Origin of the sequence: Luteibacter sp. 329MFSha, assembly GCF_900111665.1 — a bacterium.
Classification (GTDB): Bacteria; Pseudomonadota; Gammaproteobacteria; order Xanthomonadales; family Rhodanobacteraceae; genus Luteibacter.
The window spans coordinates 516,465-538,571 of record NZ_FOJE01000002.1; the positions used below are offsets into that span (position 1 = coordinate 516,465).

General features: G+C 67.8%; 19 protein-coding genes. 8 read left to right on the top strand and 11 right to left on the bottom strand.

What is annotated here, in order from left to right; translation table 11 throughout:
* Window positions 1-2 precede the first annotated feature (2 nt).
* Window positions 3-1,610 carry an electron transfer flavoprotein-ubiquinone oxidoreductase gene (locus tag BMW54_RS13600; RefSeq protein ID WP_090056879.1) on the bottom strand — a complete coding sequence of 536 codons (1,608 nt, stop codon included), beginning with the start codon at window positions 1,608-1,610 and terminating at the stop codon, window positions 3-5.
* Between the two features lie 146 nt (window positions 1,611-1,756).
* On the opposite strand from BMW54_RS13600, the gene BMW54_RS13605 reads away from it, so the two are divergent.
* Window positions 1,757-3,157, top strand: a complete 1,401-nt coding sequence (locus tag BMW54_RS13605) for an amidase (protein WP_090056881.1) — start codon at window positions 1,757-1,759, stop codon at window positions 3,155-3,157.
* Entirely contained in the window at window positions 3,154-3,789 is a 636-nt protein-coding gene (locus BMW54_RS13610) for an alpha-ketoglutarate-dependent dioxygenase AlkB family protein (RefSeq protein ID WP_090057123.1), read from the top strand. The genes BMW54_RS13605 and BMW54_RS13610 overlap by 4 nt, the downstream gene beginning before the upstream one ends.
* 44 nt (window positions 3,790-3,833) lie before the next feature.
* Here BMW54_RS13610 and BMW54_RS13615 read toward each other — a convergent pair whose 3' ends face one another.
* Genes BMW54_RS13615 through BMW54_RS13630 form a run of 4 tightly spaced genes read right to left on the bottom strand, consistent with a single transcriptional unit; the run spans window position 3,834 to window position 7,333 of the window.
* A complete protein-coding gene (locus BMW54_RS13615; RefSeq protein ID WP_090056882.1) occupies window positions 3,834-4,448 on the bottom strand; it encodes an ABC-type transport auxiliary lipoprotein family protein in 615 nt (204 codons plus the stop codon).
* Window positions 4,445-5,383, bottom strand: coding sequence for an MlaD family protein (locus tag BMW54_RS13620; protein ID WP_090056885.1), 939 nt, complete (start codon window positions 5,381-5,383; stop codon window positions 4,445-4,447). The genes BMW54_RS13615 and BMW54_RS13620 overlap by 4 nt, the downstream gene beginning before the upstream one ends.
* Before the next feature lie 4 nt (window positions 5,384-5,387).
* Entirely contained in the window at window positions 5,388-6,197 is an 810-nt protein-coding gene (locus tag BMW54_RS13625; protein WP_217642663.1) for an ABC transporter ATP-binding protein, read from the bottom strand.
* Entirely contained in the window at window positions 6,191-7,333 is a 1,143-nt protein-coding gene (locus BMW54_RS13630) for an MlaE family ABC transporter permease (RefSeq protein WP_090056889.1), read from the bottom strand. The genes BMW54_RS13625 and BMW54_RS13630 overlap by 7 nt, the downstream gene beginning before the upstream one ends.
* 169 nt (window positions 7,334-7,502) lie before the next feature.
* On the opposite strand from BMW54_RS13630, the gene gcvT reads away from it, so the two are divergent.
* Window positions 7,503-8,609, top strand: a complete 1,107-nt coding sequence (gene gcvT / locus BMW54_RS13635; protein WP_090056890.1) for a glycine cleavage system aminomethyltransferase GcvT — start codon at window positions 7,503-7,505, stop codon at window positions 8,607-8,609.
* 67 nt (window positions 8,610-8,676) lie between these two features.
* Here gcvT and BMW54_RS13640 read toward each other — a convergent pair whose 3' ends face one another.
* On the bottom strand, window positions 8,677-9,819 hold the full coding sequence (locus BMW54_RS13640; RefSeq protein WP_090056893.1) for a DUF3103 family protein: 1,143 nt from the start codon (window positions 9,817-9,819) through the stop codon (window positions 8,677-8,679).
* A gap of 284 nt (window positions 9,820-10,103) precedes the next feature.
* Here BMW54_RS13640 and gcvH point away from each other — a divergent pair, with 284 nt between their 5' ends.
* The 3 genes from gcvH (at window position 10,104) to BMW54_RS13655 (ending at window position 12,855) form a co-directional block, all read left to right on the top strand.
* Window positions 10,104-10,505 (top strand): glycine cleavage system protein GcvH, encoded by a 402-nt coding sequence (gcvH, locus tag BMW54_RS13645; RefSeq protein WP_090056894.1) that lies wholly within the window; start codon window positions 10,104-10,106, stop codon window positions 10,503-10,505.
* Between the two features lie 431 nt (window positions 10,506-10,936).
* Complete coding sequence (metJ, locus tag BMW54_RS19160; protein ID WP_090056897.1) at window positions 10,937-11,551, top strand: met regulon transcriptional regulator MetJ; 615 nt, start codon at window positions 10,937-10,939, stop codon at window positions 11,549-11,551.
* A 272-nt stretch (window positions 11,552-11,823) separates the two neighbouring features.
* On the top strand, window positions 11,824-12,855 hold the full coding sequence (locus BMW54_RS13655) for an energy transducer TonB (RefSeq protein ID WP_090056899.1): 1,032 nt from the start codon (window positions 11,824-11,826) through the stop codon (window positions 12,853-12,855).
* A gap of 53 nt (window positions 12,856-12,908) precedes the next feature.
* Here BMW54_RS13655 and BMW54_RS13660 read toward each other — a convergent pair whose 3' ends face one another.
* Entirely contained in the window at window positions 12,909-14,273 is a 1,365-nt protein-coding gene (locus BMW54_RS13660; RefSeq protein WP_090056901.1) for a serine hydrolase domain-containing protein, read from the bottom strand.
* Window positions 14,274-14,477: 204 nt separating this feature from the next.
* On the opposite strand from BMW54_RS13660, the gene BMW54_RS13665 reads away from it, so the two are divergent.
* A complete protein-coding gene (locus BMW54_RS13665) occupies window positions 14,478-15,764 on the top strand; it encodes an NTP/NDP exchange transporter (RefSeq protein ID WP_254779348.1) in 1,287 nt (428 codons plus the stop codon).
* On the opposite strand, the gene BMW54_RS13670 is transcribed toward BMW54_RS13665, so the two are convergent.
* The 3 genes from BMW54_RS13670 to mtgA are packed head-to-tail and all read right to left on the bottom strand — an operon-like array spanning window position 15,761 to window position 17,956.
* Window positions 15,761-16,189, bottom strand: a complete 429-nt coding sequence (locus BMW54_RS13670; RefSeq protein ID WP_090056906.1) for a CBS domain-containing protein — start codon at window positions 16,187-16,189, stop codon at window positions 15,761-15,763. The genes BMW54_RS13665 and BMW54_RS13670 overlap by 4 nt on opposite strands.
* A gap of 47 nt (window positions 16,190-16,236) precedes the next feature.
* A complete protein-coding gene (locus BMW54_RS13675) occupies window positions 16,237-17,208 on the bottom strand; it encodes a glycosyltransferase family 2 protein (RefSeq protein ID WP_090056909.1) in 972 nt (323 codons plus the stop codon).
* A gap of 7 nt (window positions 17,209-17,215) precedes the next feature.
* Window positions 17,216-17,956 (bottom strand): monofunctional biosynthetic peptidoglycan transglycosylase, encoded by a 741-nt coding sequence (gene mtgA / locus BMW54_RS13680; protein WP_090056911.1) that lies wholly within the window; start codon window positions 17,954-17,956, stop codon window positions 17,216-17,218.
* Between the two features lie 110 nt (window positions 17,957-18,066).
* Here mtgA and BMW54_RS13685 point away from each other — a divergent pair, with 110 nt between their 5' ends.
* Window positions 18,067-19,029 carry an Hsp33 family molecular chaperone HslO gene (locus BMW54_RS13685; RefSeq protein ID WP_256374593.1) on the top strand — a complete coding sequence of 321 codons (963 nt, stop codon included), beginning with the start codon at window positions 18,067-18,069 and terminating at the stop codon, window positions 19,027-19,029.
* Between the two features lie 120 nt (window positions 19,030-19,149).
* Here BMW54_RS13685 and BMW54_RS13690 read toward each other — a convergent pair whose 3' ends face one another.
* A complete protein-coding gene (locus tag BMW54_RS13690; protein WP_090056913.1) occupies window positions 19,150-22,038 on the bottom strand; it encodes a bifunctional diguanylate cyclase/phosphodiesterase in 2,889 nt (962 codons plus the stop codon).
* Between the last annotated feature and the right edge of the window lie 69 nt (window positions 22,039-22,107).

Here is a 22,107-nt window from a genome sequence, read left to right on the forward strand (position 1 = left end):
ACTCACAGACCCTGGTAATTCGGTCCCGAGCCACCCTCGGGCGTCACCCAGGTGATGATCTGGTACGGGTCCTTGATGTCGCAGGTCTTGCAGTGCACGCAGTTGGCGGCGTTGATCTGCAGGCGGCGGCCGGACTCGTCCTGCACCATCTCGTAGACGCCGGCCGGACAGAAGCGCTCGCACGGATTGCCGTATTCGGTGGTGCAGCGTTCGACGCAGATGCTGGTGTCCGCGACCTTCAGGTGCACCGGCTGGTCTTCGTCGTGCTCCGTCGCCGCGAAATAGACGCTGGCGAGGCGGTCGCGCGGGGCGAGGGTGCGCTCGACATAATCTTTCTTCGGCGCTTCGTACTGCCCGAGCTTGCCGAGCGCCGACCAGTCGGCGTGGTTCTTCAGCGTCCACGGCGATCGGCCGCCCGTGGCGGTTTCCCACGCGGCGTTGATCAGGCCGCGCCAGAGGCCCTTGTTGAAGCCGGGACGGATGTTGCGCACCTTGTGCAGTTCCGCCATGACGGCCGACCCACGCAGCTTCGCATCCCAGCCCGCGGGAGAGAGCTGCGTGGCCACGAGGTGTTCGGCGGCGAGCATGCCCGAGGCGATCGCCTGGTGCGTGCCCTTGATCTTCGGCACGTTGACGAGGCCGGCGGAATCGCCGATGAGGATCGCGCCGGGCATCTCCACCTTCGGCAACGACTGCGCGCCGCCCTCGACGATGGCGCGGGCGCCCGCGGACACGATGCTGCCGCCTTCGAGCAGGCCCTTCACGTTCGGGTGGTGCTTGAACTGCTGGAAGGCTTCGAACGGCGAGAAGTTCGGGTCCGGGTAATCGAGGCCGACCACGAAGCCGACGGCGACGCGGTCGTTGTCGAGGTGATACAGGAAGCTGCCGCCATACGTGTCGTTCGCCAGCGGCCAGCCGAGCGTGTGCACCACCTTGCCCGCTTCGCCTTTGCCCGGCGCGAGCTGCCAGAGCTCCTTGATGCCGATGCCGTAGGTCTGCGGATCGCTGTTCGCGTCGAGGTCGTACTTCTTGATGAGCGTCTTGCTGATGTGACCGCGGCAGCCTTCGGCGAGCACGGTCACCTTCGCGCGGATGTCGATGCCTTCCGTGTAACCCGGCTTGTGCGTGCCGTCGCGGGCGATGCCCATGTCGCCGATGCGCACGCCGTTCACGGCGCCGCTGTCGTCGAACAGCGCTTCGGCCGCGGCATAGCCGGGGAACACGTCGACGCCCAGCGCTTCGGCCTGCGGCGCCAGCCAGGCGCACAGCGCACCGAGGCTGACGATCACGTTGCCGTGGTTGTGCATCTGCGGCGGCGTCACCGGGCTCCTGGTGGCGGACGCGTGGTCGCGGAAGAACCAGAATTCGTCCTTCGTCACCGGCACGCAGACCGACGGCGGCGCCTTGCGCCAGTCGGGCAGCAGGCGGTCCAGCGGCGCGGTCTCGATCACCGCGCCGGAAAGGATCTGCGCGCCGATGGTCGATGCCTTCTCTATCACGCAGACCGTGATCTCGGGATTGAGCTGTTTCGTACGGATCGCGAACGCCAGTCCCGCGGGGCCTGCCCCGACGACGACGAGGTCGTATTCCATGGTTTCGCGTTCGCTCATGGCTGGCTCACTCAACGGCTGGCTGCGGGGGTCGACCCGGCATTGTCCGGTTTCGCCGCGGCGGCGGCAAATCACATCGGACGCGGAAGGGCTTGCACGATCTTCACAAAGCGCGTTCATAATCGTCCCAAGCGCAAGGAGACTTCATGAATACGATGCCGCCGGTCGCCGATGTCGACATGCGACGGGCCACGCTTCTGCAGATACTGCATTGGCTGGCCATTGGACGGACCCAGCCCCAGGCCCTGTCCGACGTCTACCAGGACGCCATCGAGCGCCTGAATCCGAAACTCAACGCCTTCGTGGATTACAGCGTGTCGCTGATCCAGGAGCAGTCGCTGGCCGCCGATCGCCGGCGCCGCGATGGCGTCATCGGCCGGCTGGACGGCTTGCCCATCGCGATCAAGGACAACTTCGACGTCGCCGGCGTGCCGACGCGCGCGGGTATGCGGCGGCGCAGCGTGGTGCCCGAGGAAGACGCGCACGCCATCGCGCGTCTTCGCGCGTCGGGTGCGGTGCTGCTGGGCAAGACGAACATGGACGAGGGCGCGTTGGGCCTGACGACCAACAACCCGTTCCATGGCGCGACGCACAATCCGCATCGGCTGGGTTACACCGCCGGCGGATCGTCGGGCGGCGCGGCCGCTGCCGTGGCGGCTGGGCTGGCCGTCGCCGCCATCGGCTCCGATACCCTCGGATCGATCCGCGTGCCGGCGAGCTACTGCGGCGTCTACGCCCTGAAGCCGACGCACGGGGAGATTTCCGCGCGCGGGCTCGTGCCGGCGGCGCGTCGCCTCGATGCCGTGGGCCTGCTGGCGCGCGGCGTGGACGACCTCACCGTGTTGCTGCAGACGCTGGCGGGCTATGACGCCGACGACGCGCGCTCGCGCCGTCGCCGCGTGGCGTTCTCGCCGCCGGACTGGGAGCCGGGCAACCTGCGGGCGGGCTTCCTGCCCGATCTCGCGGCGGTCGGCGTCCAGCAGGACGTCATCGACGTATTCAACGAGGCGCTCTCGAAGCTCCGTGGCGAGCTGGGCGAGCGGCGCACCGTCGACTTCTCCGACTGGGATTTCGCGCGCACGCGTCGCGCGGGCCTGCTGATCATGGAAGCCGAGATGCTCAACACCTTCGCGACGGAGCTCGCGGACGAGGCGTATCCCGTCTCGCCCGGCTTCCGCGAGATGGTGGATTTCGCGGCACGGAAATCCGCGGCGGATTACGTCGCGGCGGACCTCGTCATCGACGCGGCCACGCTCAAGATGCGCCGCCTCTTCGCGCAGGTCGACGTGCTGGTCATGCCGACGACACCGCAGGGTGCGTTCCCGCTCGATGGACCGGTGCCGTCCTCGCAGGCCGACCTGTGCAGCTTCGCCAGCCTGGCCGGCTGTCCCGCCGTCAGCATCCCGATGGGCACGCTGCCCAACGGGATGCCCATCGGCATGCAGCTCGTCGGCGCGCGGGGTTCCGACCTGCGCCTGCTCGAGCTCGCGGCCGTCTGCGCGTCGTCGCTCGACGCGGAACCGGCCTATCCGGTCGAGCCCGCCTGACCGCGGGGTGGTCCCGGATCGACCTTCCCGGCGCGGACGTCACGTTCGCGTCCGCCTGGCTCGGTGCCGACGAAGCGGACCGGTTGCTTGACCACCTGCGGCAGGCGTTGCCATGGGAGGTGCACCGCATCCGCATGTTCGGGCGCATCGTGGACTCGCCGCGCCTCAGCGCCTGGATCGGTGATGACGACGCGGCGTACCGCTATTCCGGCACGCGTTTCGTGCCGCATCCGTGGACGGCGGAACTGCGGGCGCTACGTGATCGCGTGGCGGACGCCTGCGACGCGCCGTTCAACAGCGTGCTGGCGAACCTCTATCGGGACGGCGCGGACCGCATGGGATGGCACAGCGACGACGAACCCGAGCTCGGTGCACGGCCGGTGATCGCATCGCTGAGCCTCGGCGCGGAGCGCACCTTCCGTTTTCGCGCGAAGGCCGGCGGCGAATCCGTCGCGATCGAGCTGCCGCACGGCAGCCTGCTGACGATGGCCGGCGACACGCAGCGTCTGTACAAGCACGAACTGCCGGCGCGGAAGCGGGTGACCGGTCCGCGCATCAACCTTACGTTCCGGAACATCGAGCCGCCCCGCGACATCCGATCGCCGATACGATCGGCTCCCACCCGCTGCTAGCAGGCCACCTACCGAAAGGGTGGGAGCCGATCGTATCGGCGATTTCAGGGTTGCCGCTGCGCCGGTGCGGACTGCAGCGTCCAGGCGACCACGTCGCCCGATAGCTTGTTCATCGCGCGGCCGAAGGCCTCGACGACCTGCGGCACTTCCTTCCCGTCGACGGGTTCACGCACTTCGAAGCGGCGGCTCGCGACGATCTGGTGCCTGCGCGTGCCGGCGAGCGTGGCGTCGTAACGCACCACCACTTCCGGCTTGCCGCCGGCGTATTCGGTCTGGAACGCGGCGAGGCTGCCGCCCAGTTCGTAATCGGCGGCGAGGTTCGCCTCGTCGGTACTGATGGCGGCGACGCGACCGCTGTCGCGGAACGCGTCGGCGAGGCGGTCGCGGAACAGGCTCGGCACGCCGTCGGCCCAGCGCGCGCCGGCGTACACGGTGATCGTGTTGGCGTCGGGCATCACGGCGATGCGCGAATTGTCGAGCACGCGCGGTACGCCGGGGGCCACGATGCGCAGGGCCCAGTCCACCTGCGCGGGCGCCATGGGGCGACCACCGGGTGCGGCGGGCAACGTATAGATATGCGGGCTTTCGGCCTTGGGCAGGATCGAGCACGCCGACAGCAGCGCGATGACGAGCGGGGCGACGTGGCGGGCGCGCATCATGGGGTGAACTCCTTGGTCTTCTCTCGGCCGAACAGGTAGCCGCTGGGGTTCTCGTCCAGGCGGCGGGTGATGGATCGCAACGATCCCAGGGTGTCGCGCAGTTCGCGCAGCGCGGGACCGAGGTCGCCCAGGCTCGCGGCGCCGCCGTTGAGCGCATCGCTGTTGTCGTTGAGCAGGCGGTCGATCGACGCCATCGAATGTTCCAGCGAGGCCATCGCGCGCTGCGCGCTCTCGAGCGTCGCCTTGCCCTGACCCTCGACCAGGCCATTGGCGTTGTGCACGAGAGCGCGGCTTTCGGCCAGTGTCTCGTTCGCCTGCCGGGTGGCCGTCGACAGCTCCTTGATCAGCGAACGGATGTCCTCGCGCTCGTCGGCGATGACGCTGGTGGTCTTCTCCAGGTGGTCCAGCGTGCGTCCGATGCGCTGCACGTTCTCCTTCGAGAGCAGTTCGCTCGCTCGCGCGGCGGCCTGGTTGATGTTGGTGATCAGGTCTTCGCCGTTGGCGAGGATGCGGGCGAACGGCGACGGATCCGCGACGATGGTCGGCACCTCGCCGTCATGCCCGACGAGTATCGGGCTGCCGGGGGAGCCGCCCGACAGCTGGATGATCGCGACACCCGTCACGCCGGTGAGTGCCAGCTTGGCGTGCGTGTCCTTGCGCAGTGGCGTATCGCCTTCGACGCGAATGCGCGCGAGCACGCGGCGCGGGTCTTCCGGATCGAGCTTCAGCTGCATGACGTCGCCGAGGCGGATGCCGTTGTACTGCACGGCGCCGCCACGGGACAGGCCTGTCACCGCTTCGTTGAACACGACGTCGTAGTAGTTCCATTCCTGGTCCGAATGCGCCTTGGCGAGCCAGACGCCGAAGCCGAGGCCGAACAGCACGACCAGGACGGTGAACAGGCCGATCAGGATGTGGTGGGCACGGGTTTCCATGGGTCTACTCCCTGCCCGGATGGGCGGCGCGAGTGGCCGCGCGGCCGCGCGGTCCGTTGAAATAGGCCTGTACCCAGGCGTCGTCCGTCTGCGCGACCTCGTCGATCGGCGCGGCGGCGAGCACGCGGCGCTGCGACAGCACGGCGACCCGGTCACAGGTGGAGTAGAGCGTGTCGAGGTCGTGGGTCACCAGGAACACGGTGAGACCCAGCGCGTTGCGCAGCGTCACCAGCAGGCTGTCGAACGCGGCCGCGCTGATCGGGTCGAGGCCCGCGGTGGGCTCGTCGAGGAAGAGGATTTCAGGATCGAGCGCCAGCGCGCGCGCGAGTGCCGCGCGCTTGATCATGCCGCCCGACAGTTGCGACGGATATTTGCGCCCCGCGTCGACGGGCAACCCGGCCAGCGCGAGCTTGACGCCCGCCAGGCGGGTGGCGTCCACGCGCGGCAGATGCGCGTGCTCCACGAGGGGCAGGGCGATGTTCTCGGCCACGGTGAGCGAGGAAAACAACGCGCCACTCTGGAACAGGACGCCGAAGCGGCGCTCCACCTGCGAGCGACGTTCGGCGGGAAGGGCGAGCAGGTCCTCGCCGAACACGCGGACCTCGCCGGCCTCCGGGCGCACCAGCCCGATGATCGTGCGCAGCAGCACCGACTTGCCGGTGCCCGAACCGCCCACGATGCCGATGATCTCGCCGCGGTAGACGTCGAGGTCGAGGTTCTCGTGCACGGTCTGCGTGCCGAAGCGATTGGTGAGACCGCGCACCTCGATGACCGTTTCGCGAGAGGGCGTGGGGGCGACCTGTGCGTTCACCAGTCCATCTCCATATAGAAGAGTGCGGCGAGGGCGTCGAGCAGGATCACGACGAAGATCGACTGCACCACGGCGGAGGTGGTGTGCTCGCCGACCGACTGCGCGCTTCCCGACACCTTGAAGCCCTCCATGCAGCCGATCACCGCGATCATGAAGGCGAAGACGGGTGCCTTCGCGATGCCGACGAGGAAGTGCGTGATCCCGATGTCCGCCTGGAACATGTTGAGGAACATCGCCGGGGAGATCTTCAGCGCCACGAAGCAGACGACGCCACCGCCGACGATGCCGGCGACCATCGCGATGAAGGTCAGCAGCGGCAGGCCGATCAGAAGGGCCAGCACGCGCGGCAGCACCAGCAGTTCGATGGGATCGAGGCCGAGGGTGCGGATCGCGTCGATCTCCTCGCGGGCCTTCATCGATCCGATCTGGGCGGTGAAGGCGCTGGCGGTGCGTCCCGCGAGCAGGATCGCCGTGAGCAGCACGCCGAATTCGCGGAGGAAGGCGATGCCGACGAGATCGACGGTGAAGAGGCTCGCGCCGTAGCTCGCCAGCGCGGTCGAGCCCAGGAAGGCCACCACGCAGCCGACCATGAAGGAAAGCAACGCGAGGATCGGCACGGCGTCGAGGCTGGTCTGCTCGATGTGCGACACGAGCGAGGTGACGCGCCAGCGGGCGGGCCGCCATACGGTGGCGCCGAATCCCTGCAGGGTGATGCCGATGAAGCCGAGCAGCTTGAGGGTCTGCTTCCAGAAGCCCGACATCGCCTTGCCGATGCGTTCCAGCATCACCACGAAGCCGGCGTCGCGCGGCCGCTTGATCCCCTTGCAATAGGTGTCGATGGCGTCGCCGACCGTCTTGAGCAGGGCGCGGCGTGCCGGCGGCAGCGTCTCGTCCTGCGCGAGGGCCTGCGTCCGGGCGCTGCCAAGCAGCTCGGCCACCACGAACGCCCCGGAGGTATCCATGGCACCGAGGCCGGCCGTATCGACGGCCGTCGCCGCGTCGACCGAACCCGCCAGTTCGGTGGCGCGCTGCTGGAGGCGCTCGTAGTGGGGCAGCGTCCAGTCGCCGGCGAGCACGAGGCGCGCTCCGCCCGGGTCGCGGGTGAGCGTGGCGGTACCGGGCGCGGATGGGGTCGTCATGCCGGAAGGCTAGCAGGACTCATGGGCGAAATCGTGGTCCGGATTGGCGCCGCGGCGGCCCCGTGGCGTTTCCTTCCGCGGCCGTTGCTGCGCCTGCGCTTGGACGCCGGGCCGCGCGGGGTCGATAATGCCGGGCTGATCCCACCGCCATCCCCCTCAAGGTAAGACGATGACCGACAAGACCGAACTCAACGCCACCCACCGCGAACTGGGCGCCCGCATGGTCGACTTCGGCGGCTGGGACATGCCCATCGCCTACGGTTCGCAGATCGAGGAGCACCACGCCGTCCGCAAGGACGCCGGCATGTTCGACGTCTCGCACATGACCGTCGTCGACCTCACCGGCGAGCGCACGCGCGACTTCCTCCGCAAGCTCGTCGCCAACAACGTCGATAAGCTGGCGAAGCCGGGCAAGGCCCTCTACACCTGCATGCTCAACGAGACGGGCGGCGTGGTCGACGATCTCATCGTCTACTTCCTGCGCGAGGACTTCTTCCGCCTCGTGGTGAATGCCGCGACCCGCGTGAACGACCTGGCCTGGATCGAAAAGCATGCGGGCGAGTTCGGCGTCACGGTCCGCGAGCGTCCGGAGTTCGGCATGATCGCCGTGCAGGGCCCGAACGCGCGCCAGAAGCTGATCGATCTGCTTCCGGAGGACGTCCGCGAGAAGGCGACGAAGCTCGGCAAGTTCGCCGCGATCGAGGTGGAAGGACCGAACGGCATGCCGCTGTTCCTCGCCCGCACCGGCTACACCGGCGAAGACGGCTTCGAGGTCGTCGTGCCCAACACGCGCGTCGTGGAACTGTGGAAGCTGCTGCACGACGCCGGCGTCACCCCGGCGGGTCTTGGGGCCCGCGACACATTGCGCCTGGAAGCGGGCATGAATCTCTACGGCCAGGACATGGACGAATCGGTCACGCCGTGGGAAGCCGCGCTCGCATGGACGATCTCCCTCGACGAGGGGCGCGACTTCATCGGCCGCGCCGCGCTGGAGAAGCAGAAGGCCGATGGCGTACCGCGCACCATGATCGGGCTGGTGATGGACGAAAAGGGTGTGCTGCGCCACGGCCAGAAGGTGCTGACGTCGGCGGGCGAGGGTGAGATCCTCTCCGGCGGATTCGCGCCGACCCTCGGCAAATCCGTCGCGTTCGCTCGCGTACCGGTGGGCGACCTCGGCGACGTCCGCGTGGACATCCGTGGCAAGGAAGTGCCGGTGCGCGTGGTCAAGTTCCCGTTCGTGCGCGATGGTCAGCCGATGGCGGGTATCGCGGGCTGATCTCGACACACTATATATATGCGTGACACAGGAGGGCGGCCCATGGCCGCCCTCCTGCTTTTCTTCGTCAGCGACCTTTCACCGTATAGGGTTCCAGAACGATGCTGGCGTTGTTGGCGGCACCTTTGCGGGGCTTCGCGCGGGTGCCATAGTCCTTGCCTTTCTCGATGACGTAGAACGAATCCAGATAATCGTCGTCGTTCCTGAGCCAGCGATTCGGCATCGCGTCGATGATGGCCTTCGTCATCCCGGAGACGACGGTGATCGGGAGCGCATACGGACCGCCGAACGCCGAGAGCTGGCTCACCGCGCCGGCCACCGCGGAAGCGACTTCCTTGAAATCGGTGTCGTCCTTTTCATAAAGCGTGAATCCCACGTAGTTGCTGCTGAACTCGCGCCAGTTGATCAGGTCCTGCCCGGGCGTGTACCAGATCTTGTCGTATGCCAGCCACGGCATGTCCTTGAAGACGACGTGCGCCTTTCCGTCGTGGCCGACGCCGTTGACGATCGCATAGACCTCCGAGCGGGTGAGCCCCTCAGTCACACTGTCATGTTCCCCATCGTCGACGAGGTGGATCTCCTTCAGGATGGTGAGGTCCTCGTCGCCCGTGGTCACCTCGTCGGGCTCGGGTCCCTGCAGGCCCAGGTCGCGCAGGGTCTCATTGACCATCGCGATGCCGGCGCGCGTGGCCTCCGGACTGTTGGTGTCCACCACGAGCATGGGTACGTCGGGAATCGCGTCCATCGCATAGCGGTGCGACTTGCCGTCGGGGTCGAAGGCCACCAGTTGCTCCTGGCCCGTGGTGGCGTCCACCGTCTTCGCCGCGGTCCAGAAGTCGGAGGGGTCGATCGTCCGGGCCGCGCCATGTGCGCCGAGCACACGGAGGTTGAGAAGTCCGTCGATGCGCCCGTCGAGTCCGCGCAGACGCGCGGCCTGTCGCTCGAGGTCGCGGAGCGCGGCGGTGCTGTCGCCACGGGCCGCTGTCCCGTCGTGGTTCCTGTAGCTGCGGATCACGTCGACGAGCGGGGTGCGTTGCTTGCCCAGGTTTTCCTTCAGTGCGGCAGCGAAGGTCTGATCGTCGAGCAATTCGGCGAGTTGCTTCGCTGCGTGCTCTCGCACTTCGCCGATCGCCTGGCGGTCACCCGCCGTGGCGGACAGGGACATGGCGAGGGACGCGGCGAGCGCGGTGGCTTTCAGAATTCTCTTCATGACGTGTTGCTCCTGATGGGGGGACTCATAGGCGCCCGCGACGGGCGGTCGGCGGCCGCCCCGGATGGGGATGGGCGGACGCTTCTACGGCGTAGGAATCGCTCGCCGTGGTGCCAAGGTAGCCGTGGCTACGGCGTCGCCGATGTCGGCTCCGGTTTCTCCGGCTTGTCGGCGTTTGCCGATTCGTGCCTCGGTTCACGGCGACGTCGCCCCCGAACGTCTGCGGATCAGTACAATTGCCCGACCCACCACCCGCATCCGTCCGAAGACAGCGAGGCCTACCTATGAGCAACAACGAAATTCCCGGCGACCTGAAGTTCGCGAAGTCCCACGAGTGGGTGCGCGTCGAGCAGGACGGCACGGTCACCGTCGGCATTTCCGACCACGCGCAGGGCGCGCTGGGCGATCTGGTTTATGTCGAACTGCCGGAGGTCGGCGCCGAGGTTGAAGCCGGCGCGGGTGCTGCCGTGGTCGAGTCCGTCAAGGCGGCGTCCGATATCTACGCGCCGGTGTCGGGTGAAGTGATCGCGGTCAACTCCGATCTCTCCGACAAGCCGGAGACGATCAACGAGGACGCGTGGGATGCCGGCTGGATCTTCAAGCTGAAGATCAAAGACAAGTCCGAACTCGACAATCTTTTGACGGCCGACGAGTACGCCGACCAGGTCGAGAAGGAAGACAACTGATTCCTTCCGGCAAGTCCGGAACCGATGCCGGTCCCTCGCGACCGGCATTTTTTTGTCCGCGGGAGGGGTTCCCGGCAAATTTTTTTTTGCCCCCAGTTGAACTCCGTTCATCCCCGGAACGACCGCCGCCGACGTGCCTTCGAGGGTCGCGACGGCGACGCGCCAAGTCATCGCCCGCGCCGCGCGATGATTCCGCGCTGCGCACTAAACACCTTTATTTAAGGCATTTGCTGAACGCTTTTTCTGAGGCGGTGCGATTACTCCTGCGCTCGATCGTTCGTCGCGATTATTCGGAAAGCGTCCTGATCGACCGTCGGGCGACGCGTGAGCGCCATGATTGCCGGCCGCAACGTCTTCAATTTAGAGCCAAAATTTATTGACAGCGGAAATGTTCAGGAATAGCTTTTGCGTCAATTGACGGGGAACCGGAAATGGAAAGAGATCAATTCATCAGGCCGTATGTGGAGCATGGTTCGAAAGCAGGTTCGGTTCGCAAGATCACGGTATCGATTCCGCTGCATGTTCTCCGCCTGCTTTCCGATGAACGCACACGCCGCCAGGTGAACAATTTGAGGCACGCGACGAACAGCGATCTGCTGGTTGAAGCGTTCCTCCACGCTTTTACTGGGCAACCACTGCCAACTGATGAGGAGCTGAGAAGAACTATGGCCACTGCCAAGAAAGCCACTGCCAAGAAGTCCGCCGCCAAGAAGGCGACGAAGAAGTCGACCGTGAAGAAGACCGCCGCCCGCAAGTCGCCGGCGAAGAAGGCCTCGACCCGCAAGGTCGCGACCAAGAAGGCTGCAACCCGCAAGTCGCCGGCCAAGAAGGCTGCTGCGAAGAAGTCCGTCCGCAAGGCACCGGCCCGGAAGGTCGCCGCCAAGAAGGCGGTGAAGAAGGCCGTCAAGAAGGCAACCGCGAAGAAGACCGCGCGCAAGGCTTCGCCGCGCAAGGCCGCTTCGAAGAAGGTCGCCGCCGCCAAGGTCGTTCGCGCGACCAAGGCCGCCAAGGCACCGAAGGCCCCGAAGGCCGCCAAGGCGAAGTAAGCGTCACCTTCCAATAAGAAACTCGTTGTTGCGAATTAGCTCCCCGCGGTGCCCAGCGCGGGGAGTCACTTCGAAAACTTGACCCCGGCCTGGCCGGGGTCGTTCGTTTCCGGGGTTCGCCCACCGGGCCGGAAAACGTCCTAGGCCGTTCAACTGGATTCACGCGTCCATTACGGTTACCTTGTCGCCACATCGCGCTGCGGGGACCGGGGGGGTCTTCCGCGTCAAGCCATCATCGGCGCGCGCCTTCGCGGAGTCCGTTACGAACCGCCATGGACAATCGTCATCGTCTTAGTGCCCGCCCTCGTGCGCGCGGCGCCGTCAATCCCGTGACCCTCGCCGTCGTCGCCATCGTCGTGGCACTCGCGATCGCGGCCTGGTTCCTCATCATCAAACCGTACCGCGACGCATCGGCCGGCGTGACGCCCGTGCCCACCGGCGCGCAGAAGGCGGCGGCCGCTCGCGAGACACCGCCCGCCAATGTCGACGCCTTGAGCGTCGATCAGCTGTTGTCCGAGGCGCGCACCGCGATGAACGAGCAGCGCCTGGTGGCGCCCGCCGGCAACAACGCCTTCGAGTTCTACATGAAGGCGCTGCAGAAGCAGCCCGGCAATCAGGTCGCCGCGGACGCCTTGCGCGAGACCTTCTCCTACGGCGCCGCCGCGACCGAGCAGACGATCAACCAGCGCGAGTTCGCCGAGGCCCAGCGCGAAATCGACCTGCTCGCGAAAGCCGATCCCGAGAATTACACCCTGACGATCCTGCGCTCGAAGCTGGATGCCCAGCGCAAGACGCTCGACCGCGAACAGCAGCAGGCGCTCGACGCGCAGAAAGCACAGCAGCTCGCCCAGCAGAACGCGGCGGCCGCGGCGCGGCAGCAGGCCGAGCAGGCCGCCGCCGCGGAAGCGCAGCGTCAGCAGGCGGCGCGCGAGCAGGCGTCGCGTGTCGCGCAACAGCAGGCGCCGGCCGCGGCCGCTCCCGTCGCGTCGCGCCCGGCGGCACCGGCCGCGCGACCGGCGACCTCGGACGCCATCAGCGACGCGGTCCTCATCCGTCAGGTCAGCCCGCGCTATCCGACCGCGGCCATGCGCGCGAACCAGGAAGGCTGGGTCGACGTCGAGTTCGCCGTCGGCACGGACGGCGCGGTCGCCAACGTGACCGTGGTCGACTCGCAGCCGAAGCACGTGTTCGATCGCTCCGCGGTCGACGCCGTGAGCCGCTGGGAGTACAAGCCCGCCACGCGCAACGGCGAACCGATGACGGTGACCCTGCGGCGACGGTTGCAGTTCAACCTCGGCAGATAAGACAACGGCCCCGAAAGGGGCCGTTTTTCTTTGGACGCTTCCGGGCGAACGAGCTACTCCGGCTTCTTCTTCTTGGTTGCCGTCTTGGATGCCGTTTTCTTCGGCGTGGCTTTCGTCTTCGACTTCGCCGTGGCCTTCGCCTTCGGCGCGGTCTTCGCCGGCGCGGCCTTCGCGACGGGTGCGGCTGCGCGGACCGGGCCGTCGACGCCCGCCCAGTCCATGTGCGGGAGGCCGAGCAGGCTGTCGAAGACCATCGGCATGAGTCCGGCGGGGACCGGACCCGCGCCGTTCCACATCGTCACGACGCCCGCGTGGTACTTCGGGAAGAAGCCGATCATCGTGCGGTAACCCGACACGGCACCCGCGTGGTACACGAGGTCTTCGTTGGCGTACTTGAAGACGCGCCAGCCGAGCGCGTAGTGCGCGTCGGTCACGCGCGCGCGGCGCCACGGCTGGGAGCGCTCTTCGGACGGCGTGGACACTTCGGGCGCGTGCAGCACGTCGAGCAGCGGGGTCGGCAGCACGTCGGGGCGACCGCCCATCTGCGCCATCAGCCACTGCTCCATGTCGCGGAGGCTCGCGTTGACACCGGCGGCGGGGGCCACGCGGTAGTAGCTGTCGTTCGGCTCGTACGGAATCCAGTTGTGCGGACCGCCGCGATGGGGGCGTGCCCAGCTCTTGCTCGCCTCCAGCGCGTCGCGGCCGTAGCTCGCGGTGGTCATGCCGAGCGGCGCGAAGATGCGGCGCTCCACCTGGCGGAAGAAGTAGTCGCCGGTCTGCGCGTAGATGACGTCGCCGATCATGCTGAAGGCGACGTTCTGGTAGCCGTAGCAGGCGCCCACCTTGCAGGAGAGGTCGACCTCGTCGAGCTTGCGCACGAGTTCCTCGTACGGCGCGTCGGCCTCGAGCATCGCGTCGTAGGTATTGCGCGGCAGGCCGAGGCGCTGACCGAGGATGTCGCGCACCGTGGCCTGTTGCGCGGACTGCATGTCCTTGAGCTTGAAGTAGGGCAGGGTGTCGACGAGCTTCGTGTCCCAGCTCAGGAACCCCGCACGGACGAGGACGGCGGTGACGCCGGTGGCGAAGGCCTTCGACAGCGACGCGAGACGGAAGACGGTCTCGGGCGTCGCCGGTTCCTTCGTCTTCGCGTTCGCGTAGCCGATGGCGCGCTCGTAGACGACCTTGTCGTCGACGATGACCGCGGTGACGATCGCCGGCGCGGCGTCGCGGGCTTCCGCGGCGTCGAGCCAGCGCTTGTAGTTCTCGACGGTTTCCTTGACGCGCTCGGGCGGCAGCTTCGCGGCTTCCGGGTCCACGTGGACGACGGGCGGCTTCTGCGGCTGGGCGGCGAGAGCGAACGGTGCGGCGACGGTGCAGGCGAAGGCACAGGCGAGCAGTGAAGTGAAACGGAACGACATGCTTTTCTCGCGGCTACGAGGCGTGGGGACACGCCGCGACGGATGGGAAGGCCGGCTGCTCCGGCGTTTCGTCTGGCATTGTCATGCAGTTCCCGTTCCGCGACAACGGATCGCGCCTTGACGTCCCTGAACACGTCCGGGCTCGCGGCGGCGCAACATGGGCGTGCTAGTCTTCGTTCAACCCCACCGGACACCCCGGCCATCGTGAACCCACCTGCAGGCGCAGCCCGGACCGGGGGCCTGACCCTGGCTCTCTCGGTCATCGGCTTCTTTCTCGTCCTGACCTCCTATTACGTCCTGCGCCCCGTGCGGGACCAGCTCGTGGGTGCCGCCGGGTCGTCGTCCCTGCCGATGTTCTACGCGGTCGTCTTCGTCGTCATGCTGGCGCTGACCCCGGTGTTCGGCTGGCTGGTCGCCCGTTTCCCGCGGCGCCGCGTGCTCCTGGGGAGCTACCTTTCGTTCGTGCTTTGCCTGTTCGCTTTCGTGCCGGCGTTCGTCGCGCAGGATCGCATCGGCGCGGTCGCCCTGGGCCAGGTCTTCTTCGTCTGGGTCAGCGTGTTCAACCTGTTCGTCGTCTCGCTGTTCTGGAGCCTGATGGCCGACGTGTACCGCAGCGCGGAGGCGCGGCTGGTCTTTCCGATCATCGCCTTCGGCGGCATGGCCGGTGCGTTGCTCGGCCCGCTGCTGACGCGCCTGCTCGTGGTGCGGGTGGGCGTGCCGTCGATGTTGGTCGTCTCGGCGGTGACGCTCCTGCTCGCGCTGGGCGCCCTGCTGGTGGTGCTGCAGCGCGCGGACGCGAACGATCGCGGCGAGAACGCGCCACTGGGCGGATCGATCATCGAAGGTGCGAAGGCGGCGATCTCGCAGCCGTTCCTCCGCTACATGACCCTGCTGATGCTCTTCAGCGACGGCATCGCCACGATGGCGTACGCGCTGATGGCGGATTACACCAAGGCCCATTTCACCGACAACGCCGCGCGCACGGCCTTCTATGCCGACCTCGACCTCTGGATCAACGGGCTCGGGGCGGTTCTTCAGCTGACGCTGACGCCGCTGCTGATGCGCCGCGTCGGCACGGCATGGGCGCTGGTGCTGCCGTCGGTGGTCAACTGCGTCCTGCTTGCGTGGCTGGCGTTCCATGGCCCCGGCGACACCGTGCTGTTCGGCTTCGCGGTGCCGCTGATCGCGATCGTCCAGATCGCCACGCGGGGGCTCACCTTCGGCATGTCGAAGCCCGCGGTGGACGCGCTCTACACGCGCATCCCGCGCGAGGCCCGCTACAAGGGCAAGAACTTCATCGAGACGACCGTGTGGCGCTTCGGCGACCTGCTGGTCACCAGCGGGCTGCAAGGGCTGCGCGCGCTCGGCGTGGGCATCGCCGGCATCGGCATCCTCTGCGCGACGCTCGCCGCGCTGGCCGTCGAGGTAGCCCGGCGCGCCGCGACGTCGCCGGACCTGGAGCCGGAGTCGGACGAACGCCGGCGAGGCTAGCCGGCGATATAGCTCTCGAGCTGGTTGATCGTTTCCTGCTGCTCGGAGATCGTCGCCTTGACCAGGTCGCCGATCGATACCATGCCGACCAGCGTGCCGTCGTCGAGCACGGGCAGGTGGCGCAGGCGTCCGTCCGTGCACAGCCGCATGCATTCGTCGACGGTGGCGTCGAGCGCGACGGACACGACGCTGGCGGTCATGATCTCCGCCACGCGGGTCTCGCGCGACGAGCGGTCCTTCAGGATCACCTTGCGCGCGTAGTCGCGCTCGGAAACGATGCCGACGAGCTGGTCGCCCTTCTTCACCGCGAGCGCACCGACGTTCTTCTCGGCCATCAGCTGGATCGCCTCGAAGACGGTGGCGTCCTCGGCCACCGAAAACACGGCACGGCCCTTGATTTCAAGGAGATGCTTCACCTGGCGCATGCTGCCACTCCCCGGTTGGATGCGGCCCCCGCCGCGATGGCGTCAGTCTAGCGCCGGTCGGGAAGCGTGGAGTAATCGCTGGGTGAAGGACGGCCACCGCGGTGCTCGTCCACGTAGTAGAGCGGACGACGCTTGGACTCGGAATACGTGCGCCCGACGTATTCCCCGATGACGCCGAGCGCGAGCAGCTGCGCGCCGCCCAGGAAGAGGATCACGACCATCAGCGTGGGATAGCCGCGCACGGGATCGCCCCAGAGCAGCACTTTCAACACGATCCACAGGCCGTAGAGGAACGCCAGCGTCGCCGCCGAGACGCCGACCCAGGTGGCGAGGCGGAGCGGTGCGGTCGAGAACGAGGTGATGCCCTCGATGGCGAGGTTCGTAAGGCGCCAGTAGTTCCACTTCGTCGCGCCCGCGCGACGTGCTTCGCGATGGTAGGTGACCGACGTCTGCCGGTAGCCGATCCAGGTGAACAGGCCTTTCATGAAGCGCTGGCGCTCGCGGAGCTGGCGCAGTGCGTCCACGGCGCGCCGCGACAGCAGGCGGAAGTCGCCGGTGTCGCGGGGCAGCGGCGTGTCCGAGAGACGCTCCATGACGCGATAGAACGCCGCGGAGGTGAACTTCTTCGTGCGTGTCTCGCCGTCGCGTTCGCCGCGCGTGGCGTAGACCACGTCGAAGCCTTCCTGCCAGCGGGCGACGAGCGCGGGGATCAGCTCGGGCGGATCCTGCAGATCGATGTCGATGACGACCACGGCGTCCGCGTCGGCGGCGTCGAAGCCGGCCGTCATCGCGGCCTCCTTGCCGAAGTTGCGCGACAGGCGGATCGTCTCGACGCGCGCATCCCGCCCGGCCACGGCGCAGAGCGCCTGCCAGGTGCCGTCCTGGCTGCCGTCGTCGACGTAGATCACCCGCGACGTCGCGTCGATGCCGTCGAGCACCGCGGACAGCCTCGCGTGGAAGATGTCGACCACGGCGGACTCGTTGTATGCGGGGACCACGATGGCGAGCGAGAAGGTCATGCGGGCCTCAGCGGACGCGGCCGGACACGGGCGCGGGACGGGAGAGATAGGCAGGGCCGCCCAGCTGACCCGCCTGGCGGACGATCCACGCGGTGCGCCGCTCGACGTAGGCGCTGGGGGCGTCGACGCGGAAGCGGCGCGGATTCGGCAGGACCGCGGCGAGGCGCGCGGCCTGCGTCGCGTTCAGCCGGTCGGCGGAGGTGCGGTAGAAGGTTTCGGCGGCGGCGCCGACGCCGTAGATTCCGTTGCCGAGCTCCACGGTGTTCATGTAGACCTCGAGGATGCGCTGCTTCGGCCAGAAGGTCTCGATCAGCACGGTGAACCAGGCCTCGAGGCCCTTGCGGACGAAACTGCGCCCGTTCCACAGGAACAGGTTCTTCGCGACCTGCTGGCTGATCGTGCTCGCGCCACGCAGCCGCCTGCCCTCGTCGGCGGCATCGATCGCGTCCTGGATGGCGTCGACGTCGAAGCCATGGTGGTACGGAAATTTCTGGTCCTCGGCCGCGACCATCGCGATGCCCACCTGCGGCGAGATGCGCTCCCACGGCACCCAGGTGTGCCGGAACGTGAAACCGTCCTCGTGCGTCACCAGCGCCTCGACACGGCGCTCCATCATCATCGCGCTGGTCCACGGCGGTACGAAGCGGAGCGCGATCACGACGACGCACGACAGCGCGAGCCACGCGAGAACGAGCAGGCCGACGATCTGGGCGAGGCGGCGAAGGGGAGAACGAGGCGTCTGGCTCATGTCGGCGCGATGACGGAGGATGGCGCAGTATAAGGGCCGTCGGCCGGCATGGGCTTGTCGCTGCCCGGGCGAGGCCCCACCTTTCGTCGGATCACCAGGAGACCCTCACCGTGACCGATCAGATCGTCGATACCCTCGTGTCCGAGGACGTGCTGCACCGCTTCATGCTCGAGAAAGCGGGCGTGCGCGGCGTGCTGGTGCGGCTCGGCGCCAGCTGGAAGGAAATCGCCTCCCGCGCGGAATACTCCACGCCGCTGCGTGCGACGTTGGGTCAGGCCGTCGCCGCGAGCGCGCTGCTCACGGGCAACATCAAGTTCGAAGGCTCGCTCTCGATCGAGTTCAAGAGCCAGGGGTCGTTGCGCCTGCTGTTCGCCGAGTGCACGGACAAGGGCCGACTTCGCGGACTCGCGCGCGTCGACGAGAACGAGCCGGGCGCGTTGGCCGATGCCGTGAACCTGGCGCGCGCGCCGGAAGCGCTCCTCGTCATCACGATCGGCCAGGCCGATCGCGGCCGCTATCAGGGCATCGTCGACCTCGCGGGTGACGGGGCCGAGGCGTCGACCCACGAGGGCCCGTCGTCGCAGCTCGCCGCCGCGCTGGAAGGTTATTTCGAGAAATCCGAGCAGTTGCCCGCGCGTATCCTGCTGGCCGCCAACGGCGATCACGCGGTGGGACTCATGCTGCAGCCGGTGCCGGGCGAGGGTGGCCACGGCGCGGCCGAGCAGGACGACGACGCATGGGATCGCGTGGGCCACCTGACGGCGACGCTGAGCGCCGCGGAAATGCTGGCCACGCGTCCCGAGGAACTGCTCTACCGCCTGTACCACGAGGAAACCGTGCGGATGTACGAGCCGCGCGCGCTCGAGTTCGGCTGCACGTGCTCGCAGGAGCGCGTCGAGGGCATGCTCCGCGCGCTGGGCCGCACCGAGGTCGAGGCGGCGCTGGAGGATCGCGCCGGCGAGATCGAAGTGGTGTGCGAGTTCTGCGCCACGCGCTACACGTTCGACCGCGTGGACGCCGAACGCCTGCTCACCCAGGCCGAAACGCCCCCGTCACCCTCGACACTTCAGTAAGAACAACGGTAGGAACGGCCCCGGCCGCGACAGCTTTTCGCCTCGGTCCGGGAGGCCCGCGCCAGCTCGCTGGTTTCGGCGAAAAGCCGTCGCGGCCCGGTCCGCTCCTGCCGTGTCGGGTCAGGCGTCGAGCGACAGCGGCGCGCCCAGCCACTTGCTCGCCGGCTGGGGCTGCGCGAACAGGAAGCCCTGGCCGAAGCGGCAGCCGATGCGGCGCAGCGCGCGCATCTGCGATTCGGTTTCGATGCCCTCGGCGATCACCTGCATGCGCAGCGAGTCCGCGAGGGCCTGGATCGCGCGCACCACGGCGGTGCTGTGCGCCGTGCTGTCCTCCGCCGGTAGCTCGGTGACGAACGAGCGGTCGATCTTCAGGGTCTCGATCGGGTACTGGTGCAGGTAGCTGAGCGACGAATAGCCCGTGCCGAAATCGTCGAGCGCGATGCCGACGCCGTGATCGCGCAGGTTCTCGAGGATCCGCTTCACCTGCGCCGGGTTCTCCAGCAGCGCGCGCTCCGTCACTTCCACGCGGATGGATCGCGCCGGGACGCGATGTTCGGCGAGCAGGTCGAGCAGCCGCTGGTCGAGGTCGGGCGACCGGAAGTGGCTGCCCGATACGTTGATGCTGATGAAGCCTTCGTCGCCGACGAGGGCGCGCGCCTGTCGCGCCACCTGCTCGAAGATCTGCCAGTCGATCGCCTCCGAGCAGCCGGTGTCCTCCGCCACGGCGAGGAACTCGCCGGGCGGCAGCAGGCCGCGCTCGGGATGGCGCCAGCGCAGCAGCGCCTCGTAGCCGACCACGCGGGTGTCCTCGAGGTCGACGATGGGCTGGAAGAACGGGACGAATTCGTTGCGAGTGAGGGCGCGGCGAAGATCGCCCTCCAGTTCCAGCAGCGAAAGGGCCTCGCGGCGCAGGCGGTCGTCGAACACGGCCGCGCGGTGGCGCCCCTCGTCCTTCGCGCGGTACATGGCCGAATCGGCGTCGCGCAGGAGCTCTTCCGGGCGCGTGTACTCGGGCGTCGGCAGGGCGATGCCGATCGAGGCGGAGGTGAAGATCTCCTTCGCGCCCAGTCGGAACGGCGTCTGCAGCTGCGCGATGATGCGTTCGGCGATGTGCGTCGCGGCCTGTGGATCGACGATGCCCTCGACCAGCACCGCGAATTCGTCGCCGCCCAGACGCGCGACGACGTCGCGCGTCTTCAGGCAGGCACGGATGCGTCCGCCGACCTGGAACAGGAGGTCGTCGCCGACGAGGTGGCCGACCGAATCGTTGATGACCTTGAAGCGGTCGAGGTCGATGAACAGCACCGCGAACAGGTCGCCCGGATTCTCGCGGTAGTGGTTCAGCGCCTGCTCGAGGCGCTGCAACAGCAGCGTCCGGTTGGGCAGGCCCGTCAGCGAGTCGTGCAGGGTCTCGTACTTCAGGCGGCGCTCGACGCGCTCGCGCTCGGCGATCTGCTCGCGCAGGTCGCGGTTGGCCAGCGCCAGCGCGCGGGTGCGCTCGGTGACGCGACGCTCCAGGCTCGCATAAGCCTGCTTCAGCGACTCGGTCGTGTACTTGCGCTGCAGCGCGTTGGCGATGTGGTAGCTGACGAAGGTGAGCAGTTCCTGATCGCGCGCGCTGTACGTGTGCTCGGGCGTGTAGCTCTGCACCGCGAGCACGCCCATCGATTTCTCGTTCCAGATCAGCGGCACGCCGAGCCAGTGCAGCGAGCGCGCGCCCGAGGTGGAGAGCACCTGGTCGCGGTTGAGGCGGTCGATCTCGTCGCGATCGGCGAGCAGCGCCTTGCCGTTGCGGAGCACGTATTCGGTCAGCCCGCGGCCGAGCTCGCGCGGCTCGCGCACGCCGTCGAGCTCGTCGACGGAGTAGGGGAACGTGAGCTTGTTCTGGTCTTCCGAAAGCAGCGCGATGTAGAAGTTGCGCGCGTAGAGCAGGCCACCGATGACGCGATGCACGGCGGCGTAGAAGTTCTCGATGCTGTCCGAGGTGTTCGCCAGCTCCGCGATGCGGAACAGCGCCGCCTGGAGCCGCTCGCCGCGCTGGCGCTGCAGCACCTGCTGGCGCAGCACCCGGTTCGCTTCGCGCAACGCCGCGGTGCGCGTGGTGACGCGCCGCTCCAGTTCCTCGTGCGCCTGGCGCCGTTCCAGTGCCGTCTGCACGTGCTGGGCGACGTAGGTGAGCAGGTCGCGATCGTTCTCGGTGTAGCGCGTGTCGTCGCGGTAGCTCTGCACCACCAGCGCACCGACCACGTCGTCGCCACGCTTCATGGGCACGCCCAGCCAGTCGTCGCTCGGCGGACCGATCGGCACGCGGGGGCCCGGGAGATTCTTCTCGAGCTCGCTGCTCGCGCCCATCATGGCGCGGCCGCTCTGCAGCACGTGCCAGGTGAGCGTGTTCTCGATGGCCTCGATCGCGCGGATGCCTTCGGGATCGGGAATGTCCTTGTCTTCGGTGTCCACGAAATACGGGAACCGCACGGTGCGGTTCTGCGCGTCGTAGAGCACGATGAAGAAATTCTCGGCGTACATGAGGCTGCCCACGATGCCGTGGAGCGCGCTCATCATGTCCTTCATGTTGTGCTCGGCACCCGCCTGCTCCGCGATCGCGTAGAGCGCGCGCTGCAGGCGCTCGGCCAGGGCGAGGCGCGAGATGGCCTCGTAGAGGTTCGCCGTCTCCGCCAATTGCCGGAGGCGGGCTGCGGCGAGGCGGCTCAGCCAGGCGAGCATGTCGGCGGCGGCCGCCAGCTCGACCCCATCGGCGGAAACGTCGACGTAACGCTCGTTCTGTGGATCGATCGCCAGTTCCCGCGCGCCGGCGGCGATAGGGTTGGCGGCGGGACGCCAGGAGACGACGGCGCCGGGCAGGAGGAAACGGACGAAAGCCTCGCACTCCGTACGGACCGACTCGGCGTCCGCGGCGCGGAGCAGGCGCTCGACGGCTTCCTGCAACGGCGCGGCCTCCGTGTGACCGGGTGCCTGCAGGGTCGGGCTTTGGGATGGAGCGAAGGTCATCGCCTGACGGGGTTCCGGTCGTGGTCGATTGCAGTCTATATGCGTTGCGGCGGCGGCGCGATGGGGCGC